Source organism: Edaphobacter sp. HDX4 (assembly GCF_036877565.1).
Classification (GTDB): Bacteria; Acidobacteriota; Terriglobia; order Terriglobales; family Acidobacteriaceae; genus Edaphobacter.
The window spans coordinates 44,811-51,450 of sequence record NZ_JAEDXW010000028.1; the positions used below are offsets into that span (position 1 = coordinate 44,811).

Consider the following 6,640-nt stretch of genomic DNA (forward strand, 5'->3'; position numbering starts at 1 on the left):
TCCGGTGAGTTCATCGATGCCGAATGCGATCCAGTCGGGTCGACTGGCGACTTCAGGCCAACGCGCTCATCGAGCTAGCTATCGGACTGGTGGATTACTTCCGTGAACGGCGTTTCTCGGGACTAATCTTTCCACCGAACGTGCCTCGCCAGAGGGATTCAGAAGATGATGTTCTTGTAAGACTTGATGTGGAATACCTTAGAAGGTCAATGAGTGGCTTTGGAACGTCACCAAACCAACGACAAAGATCGGGAGCCAATTGTGAACACCGAGCGCTTGGATCGAAGTTAAGGATGGCAGCAATGAGGAGTATTTTTTGAACCAGACTGCGAATAGTTCCTCGCCCGTTGCGCTTGTGACCGGCTCAACTTCTGGCATCGGTGCTGCGATTGCCCGCCGGTTATCCAACGAGGGATATGCCGTGGTGCTGCACTCGCGTAGTTCAGCGGAAAAGGGGCACGCACTGGCCGCTGAACTTGGAAACGCTATTTACATTCAAGCTGATTTGGCCGACGATGCCGACAGAATCAGGCTCGTGAGGGAGGCTGTGTCTCGCTGGGAGCGCCTCGATGTCCTTGTCAACAACGCGGGCATCAGCCGCGTTATTCCGCATCCCAATCTTCTGGCGGCTTCGCCCGCCATCTGGCACGAATTACACGAAGTCAACGTGGTGGCCCCGTTTCGCCTTGTGGCTGAAGCCGAAACCGCTCTGAGAGCTGCGGCCAGTCGAGGTCGCTCAGGATGTGTCGTCAATATCAGTTCACACGCTGGCGTCCGGCCGAAGGGCGCATCCATCCCTTACGCCGCATCAAAAGCAGCACTAAACCACGTCACCCGATTGCTCGCCTTATCGCTCGCTCCGGACATTCGGGTAAATGCCGTCGCCCCTGGCCTCGTGGACACACCTCTGACAGCGGATTGGACCGCTGCCCAGCAGCTTTGGCGCGATCGAGCACCAATGCGACGACCAGCCAGTCCGGTGGATATCGCCCAAATCGTCATGATGCTGATAGCCTCCGACTACCTAACCGGTGAGATTGTGGTCTCGGACGGAGGTCTGAGCCTGACGTAACGGAGACATTTGCCCATGCACTCATTGACATGAGATCGGTAACGATACGTCGGCTTATCGCCAGTGACCCGCCCGGTTCGCTCGCTCCGCTAAGGGCGTTAATGAGATGGTTCGCCGCTTCACTATCCGGCAGGAGGCGGATCGATAAACAGATAAAGGGTTGCGATCTGTCCACCTTCCACAATGGCGATATCCATACCGCTCACCATCGTAAGTCCTTCGTCTGTGGCTAATGTCCAAGACAGACGTGCGAGATTGTGATTTGTGTTCGGTTCCCCTCGGGGTGTGAAATGAGCATTCGGCGGAAGTGTGCCAAGAAACCCGGAGACGCGGTTATTGATGGCTTCGTGCCCCTCAAAGCTCGCGTCAGGTTCATGGAAGGTTGCGTCCCCCTCTGTAGAGCTCTTGAACGACACCAAGTCGCTTGGTTGCATCGGGCTCATTGAAGATCTCGATTAGATTTCGTACGAGCAGTTCGGCTTGTTTGTCCTGCATCTTCTCTCCTGTTTCTACTTTCCGGTGCTACGCGGTTGAACGGCATCGCTTTCATCACGATGTCGATGGTGATCTGAAGGCTTGCGCGCGTATGCCCCTCTTTCGCGCGCAGCACGTTCCCATAGATCACGGTCATAAGGAAGCTTGCCAACGCCGACACGTTTGCACCTTCCTCCAAATCACCTTTTTTGAGCCCTTTCCGAAGCCGCTCCCGGAGGGAGGCTTCCGCCCTTTTTCTGTTCAGAGCCACCTCTGTCCGCATCCCTTCCGACTCCGGTGGGCCAATCGACGCTCCAATCGTTGCAAGGCATCCTCTTCTGGTGTCGTCCTCGGTGACATTGTCAGCCGCACCTTCCAAATACAGCCTCACCGCGGATTCTGTATCCGGTACTGCCAGCGCGACGTTGACGTAGGCAGAAGGCTTGTCCATGTACCGCTGCAACACGGCGCGAAACAAATCCTCCTTTGAGCCAAAAGCTGCCTGCAGACTCGATCGATTGATCCCGATCGCCTCCGCCACCATGCTGAACGTCACGCCATCATAACCGTACTTCCAGAAGAGATTCATGGCGGTATCGAGCGCCTGCTCCTTGTCAAAAGTGCGCGGCCGTCCCATCGGCTTGCTGGTCCGCTTTGGCAATGTGGTCTGCAAATAGCCCTCCTCTAAAGATCCTGCCTATAAGATTCCACCTCCGCTTGCTGAGTATCAGATATTCGCATCGAATATTCTTCATACGACATCTATGCATGAGTGTACAAAACTACGAGGAGGATGCAAATGGAAAAGCGTTTAGCAGGAAAAGCCGCGCTCGTCACAGGCGGTTCACGTGGTATCGGGGCGGCAATCGCCCAGCGGCTCGCAGCAGAAGGAGCGGACGTTGTCATCAGCTACGAGAAGTCGGCGGAACGTGCACAGGCTCAACTTGAGCAGTTGAAAAGCAGCGGTGTGAAAGCGTTCGCAATTCAGGCGAACCAGTCCGATGCAAAGCAGGTTGCTGATCTCGTGAAGTCCGCGCGCGGGTCGTTAGGACGGCTGGACATTCTGGTGAACAATGCAGGTGTTTTCGTTACTGGGAAGATCGATGATCCAGGCTATGATGCCGAAGCGCTCGACCTTCAGAACAGAATCAACATCGGAGGGTAGTCGCAGCAGTTCGCGCCGCTGCTCCGCTGCTTCAGGATGGTGGCAGGATCATCACGATCGGCACCACCGGAGCGACGCAGATTGCTTTCCCCGGCCTCGCAGACTATGTAGGCGGAAAGGCGGCTGTGGCGGCTTATTCGCGAGGTTGGGCACGGGATCTGGGTGTACGGAACATTACGGTGAATACAATCCAGCCCGGACCTATCGCAACTGAAATGAACCCCGAGTCAGGTGCATTTGCTGACACGCTGAAGAGGATGACGGCTCTCGGGAGGTATGGACTGCCGGAGGAAATCGCTGGTGCAGTGGCCTTCCTAGCCAGCCCAGACGCTGCTTACATCACGGGGGCCACCTTCAATATTGACGGGGGAATGATCGCTTGATTGATTCGGTGCAGGGTCGCGAACCGTGCTCCTGTTCCAGGAGCACGGGCACCATCTTCTAGCCGTTGCTTAGCGTTAGCAGTGCATCACTTCCGAGATCGGTGTTTATAAGGACGAGTCCAGACTCAATGAGTGCATCGCCCTGGATGTGTCTATTGAGGACCACGACTGGGAAGAAAGGCGGAAACCACACGAAAGCGGTCAATTGTCTCGCACAAACTGCTGAAGGCGCTCGAGGAAATCGAAATTGTCATTCTTGTCGTGGATCCGGGCGTGCCGCAGTTTTTCAGGGTTCTCACGGGCGATGCTAGTTCCGTGCCGCACAGGATAGATATAGCTGCCGTTGGCCCCCTTTACACCGACAGGTTCATAAGCTCTAGGCACGATGACAACAAGGCATAGCCTCTCCGTCCCATCAGCGTCATTCGCCAATAGTTGATGAATCTTCCAGATCTGCCGTGGGTATTGGATGAGTTCCACTAGCACATCGCTCAATGCCTTAACACGGTTCTCCCTTTCGCGCTCTGTATCTCCGATGCCGACGATCGTCTTGTCATCGCGAATACCCACGAGTAGGCAACCACCATTGGCATTAGCAAAGGCAGCTATGTCTTCTGCGGTTTTCACCTTCGCTTGCGCTCGACCATCTGAATTGGTCGCGTGCCACATCGGCAGAGTTTCCTTGAAATCCCAAAGTTCGTGCTCGATTCTGCCTTCAACGGTCGCTTTGGAAATGAAGGAACGCCAGAAAGCGTCGCTGTTGACGATATTCTCCGTGTCTTCCCGTTCCCGATGTGTATGAGGATATCCCGGAGAGAATCTCGTAACTCGGAGAAATAGATAATGCATTCCTCAATGGCACGATTCGCGGCTCTGCGCAGGATGCGGTCCATCGGGACCCGCAGTGGCTCTTCTTCGCCGTCTTCAGCTCCCAATTCATAGGCTTCCCCGAGAAGGTCCATTTGTGCTCTCGCGACCGCTGAAAAGAAACGATCTGATAATCCCAGAGCGATCTCTGTGAGTCTGAGAATTGTGCTGGGCTCCTCCTCCTTCGGTGTCGAAAGCGCGAAGTTTATATCGATTGTGCGATCAGACAGCCGAGTGGAACCCCAGACCTTATATATAAACAGGATTTCCGGAGCCAGCACGCTCTTGGCGTCGAGCCAGACAACATACTCATACAACGCAGCGATCTCCGCTCGACAGCTCTCTACAAATCCTTTGAACTTCGTGATCAGATCGTCATAGCTGACAGGTTCGAATCCGCGTAGCGCTATCGCTCTAGTTCTGAGGGTCTGCGCTGCAGCCATGACCCGTTCGGTTCGATCTCGAAGGTCGTGTGTGTCCTGTTCTTTGCGGTTAATCCACCAGTCGATCTCGTCCCGTCCAACTTCTCCGCCGAAGTCAGTCTCCTCGTAGCGCTCGATCTTGAGCCCGTCAGTAGACGGGTCCCAAGACTGCTGCCAGACTCGGTACCGCTTGTCGTTCATGAGTTTCGAAGATCTGAGCAGGTACCAATGCAACTCTCCAAGCATTGAGGTGGTATCGGTCAAGATCGACAAATGCTGCGGCGCGGATATTTCGAACATTTCAGTCCTTTGTGCGGGTGTAACGCCTCTACCGCATGCCAATACTCCATTAATCGCATCATCGCCAACGCACTCACCAGCACCGGATTAGTAACGACAAGTCGGCATATCGGAAGTAACCACCCGCTGTCGGTGAGCGCATTGGCGATTTATCAGTCTTTGAGAACCGGGTCGTGCGAAAGCACCGATTCCTGAATTGAAGGGTATCTAGGGGCTAACGATCTGCCGACTTATGGGTACGCTGAAGGAATCTCGGAGGGAATCTCATCGAGGCGCGTATCGCCCGATTCTGTGGCGGGTGCCGCATAGCTGGTGCGAGCCGCAGGCGCGATCTAACGCCAATTGCGATTAGAACCAGCAACAGGATGTCGCACCAGAGAGCTGGGTTGCCGAATACGTGAGTAGCTTAGCCGCCGACCGCCGCACCCGCCAGAAAGGCCATGCAGATGCCAGCAAAAACCTTTGCTACCCTCGCTTTTTCCGCGGCATGGCTTTCGAAAAACAAAGCGAATACCGCGTCAGAAAGCGTCCGCAGGTTGCCAGTTGTAAAAGTGGAACTGAAACTGTGTCCTTCGACTTCGCGAAAGGTCTGTACCTGTACTGAGGCGGCGAAGGCAATGCTGGTGGTAAAAAAGATATCCGCCGTCTTCGCGGGCAAGAGACTCAAAATCGTCAGGACGCCGACTTCGAGTACAAGAACGGCAATGTAGGGGGCGCTGACCCCGCGGCGTTTTGGGCGCAATTGCATCGCATAGGACACGCCCGTGCCGATCAGAAAAGCCACAATCGCAGGCAGATGGCGAAAGCCCGTATGCCAGGACCCCGACAGGCAATTGATGCCGAGAAGGACCACATTGCCTGTCATGGCATTGGAGAACACCTGTCCGTGTCCGACATAGGTAAAGCCATCCAGAAAGCCGCCAGCCGCAGCTAACGACGCGCTGATGCCGGGCGTCCCAACCCGCTTTCTCGCTTCTTCAAAGGTCAAGGGAGGCATAGGCTGGTCACGCTCGCTCCTGCGCTCATAGGAGCGGACGACCCCCTTCGCGCTTCTGTCATTGTAACGCTTGCTTCGGACTCGAAGGCTTGCTGCGGAGTGCACTCTTAGGAGGTCGGTGTCACGTCAGTTTTGGAGGATAAGCCCCTTCTCAGACAGGTGGCTCTTCCCGTTCTCAACCGGCGATATCAGGCCAACGCCGCTCATTGTCGTATCGCTGATACGACAATCGAATCGTAATAACCCTTACGGACCGGCAAGACCTCCATTGCTTTGCCTCGCTATCTACGCGACGTTTACTCTTCCCGTGCCTCAGGCCGCTTGCTCGATGGATCCAGTGTCTTTCGGGCCTCTCCCATACCTTCTTGGGCCTCATACATCACGAGCTGCCGTTCATCGTTGTGGCGAACGAAGACAAGCCCGGACTCATGGACGTCGAACGCATATTCTGACGAGCCACCCGAAGCGGATCTCTTAATCGTGATCACCGGACTTGGCACGAAGGAACCACATCGAACTACCTTCCACTTGACGGTTGTGGACTGGCCTGAAAAGTCAGTCGCAACTTCTTTGCTCATGACTAAAATGGAGCCTCCCGTTTGGCTCGTACCGTAGATGCAAGCCCGGAGACCGCTGCAGCACGTTCTCCCCGTTTGATTCTGATCGCGGAGTTTCACAAACGCGAACCTGAAACTTGTTAATGAGCGCACCATCGACTACTCACTCATCGACAACGACCGGTACCGATAGGTCGACGTGTCTTCAGCTATGACTCAGCTGGAGACATGGGGGTTGTGAGGGCTTCCCGGTGAGTCGTTCGTTACGTCTGAGCCTCGTCCCCACCTCATACAAACTTTTTCGTTGGCTGAGGAAGAAGAACCGCCTTGGTCCCTGGCTGCGTTTCGTACTCCATGGCTTGTTGTATCTGGTCCAGGGAAAACGTCTTGCCCACCTTTGTCC

General features: G+C 55.1%; 8 protein-coding genes. 3 read left to right on the top strand and 5 right to left on the bottom strand.

Annotated elements, in window-relative coordinates; genetic code table 11:
* Nucleotides 1-316: 316 nt before the first annotated feature.
* Nucleotides 317-1,072 carry an SDR family NAD(P)-dependent oxidoreductase gene (locus tag JAO29_RS20400; protein WP_334270115.1) on the top strand — a complete coding sequence of 252 codons (756 nt, stop codon included), beginning with the start codon at nucleotides 317-319 and terminating at the stop codon, nucleotides 1,070-1,072.
* A 122-nt stretch (nucleotides 1,073-1,194) separates the two neighbouring features.
* Here JAO29_RS20400 and JAO29_RS20405 read toward each other — a convergent pair whose 3' ends face one another.
* Entirely contained in the window at nucleotides 1,195-1,515 is a 321-nt protein-coding gene (locus JAO29_RS20405) for a nuclear transport factor 2 family protein (protein WP_334270116.1), read from the bottom strand.
* Nucleotides 1,512-2,219, bottom strand: a complete 708-nt coding sequence (locus JAO29_RS20410) for a TetR/AcrR family transcriptional regulator (protein WP_334270117.1) — start codon at nucleotides 2,217-2,219, stop codon at nucleotides 1,512-1,514. Before JAO29_RS20410 ends, JAO29_RS20405 begins: the two co-directional genes overlap by 4 nt.
* 126 nt (nucleotides 2,220-2,345) lie before the next feature.
* Here JAO29_RS20410 and JAO29_RS20415 point away from each other — a divergent pair, with 126 nt between their 5' ends.
* A complete protein-coding gene (locus JAO29_RS20415) occupies nucleotides 2,346-2,711 on the top strand; it encodes an SDR family NAD(P)-dependent oxidoreductase (protein ID WP_334270118.1) in 366 nt (121 codons plus the stop codon).
* A gap of 56 nt (nucleotides 2,712-2,767) precedes the next feature.
* Nucleotides 2,768-3,094: an SDR family oxidoreductase gene (locus JAO29_RS23670; RefSeq protein WP_442886454.1), complete on the top strand. Its 327-nt coding sequence runs from the start codon at nucleotides 2,768-2,770 to the stop codon at nucleotides 3,092-3,094.
* Between the two features lie 201 nt (nucleotides 3,095-3,295).
* On the opposite strand, the gene JAO29_RS20420 is transcribed toward JAO29_RS23670, so the two are convergent.
* From JAO29_RS20420 to JAO29_RS20430, 3 genes are all read right to left on the bottom strand, one after another.
* A complete protein-coding gene (locus JAO29_RS20420) occupies nucleotides 3,296-3,943 on the bottom strand; it encodes an AlbA family DNA-binding domain-containing protein (protein WP_334270119.1) in 648 nt (215 codons plus the stop codon).
* Between the two features lie 1,146 nt (nucleotides 3,944-5,089).
* The gene (locus JAO29_RS20425; protein ID WP_334270120.1) at nucleotides 5,090-5,680 is read right to left on the bottom strand and encodes a YoaK family protein; all 591 of its coding nucleotides are present in this window, start codon (nucleotides 5,678-5,680) and stop codon (nucleotides 5,090-5,092) included.
* A gap of 296 nt (nucleotides 5,681-5,976) precedes the next feature.
* Entirely contained in the window at nucleotides 5,977-6,258 is a 282-nt protein-coding gene (locus JAO29_RS20430; RefSeq protein ID WP_334270121.1) for a hypothetical protein, read from the bottom strand.
* Nucleotides 6,259-6,640 lie beyond the last annotated feature (382 nt).

Coding starts and splice junctions, on each gene's coding strand:
- JAO29_RS20420 (WP_334270119.1), bottom strand. CDS start 3,943: ATGCATTATCTATTTCTCCGAGTTACGAGATTCTCTCCGGGATATCCT.
- JAO29_RS20415 (WP_334270118.1), top strand. CDS start 2,346: ATGGAAAAGCGTTTAGCAGGAAAAGCCGCGCTCGTCACAGGCGGTTCA.
- JAO29_RS20425 (WP_334270120.1), bottom strand. CDS start 5,680: ATGCCTCCCTTGACCTTTGAAGAAGCGAGAAAGCGGGTTGGGACGCCC.
- JAO29_RS20405 (WP_334270116.1), bottom strand. CDS start 1,515: ATGAGCCCGATGCAACCAAGCGACTTGGTGTCGTTCAAGAGCTCTACA.
- JAO29_RS20430 (WP_334270121.1), bottom strand. CDS start 6,258: ATGAGCAAAGAAGTTGCGACTGACTTTTCAGGCCAGTCCACAACCGTC.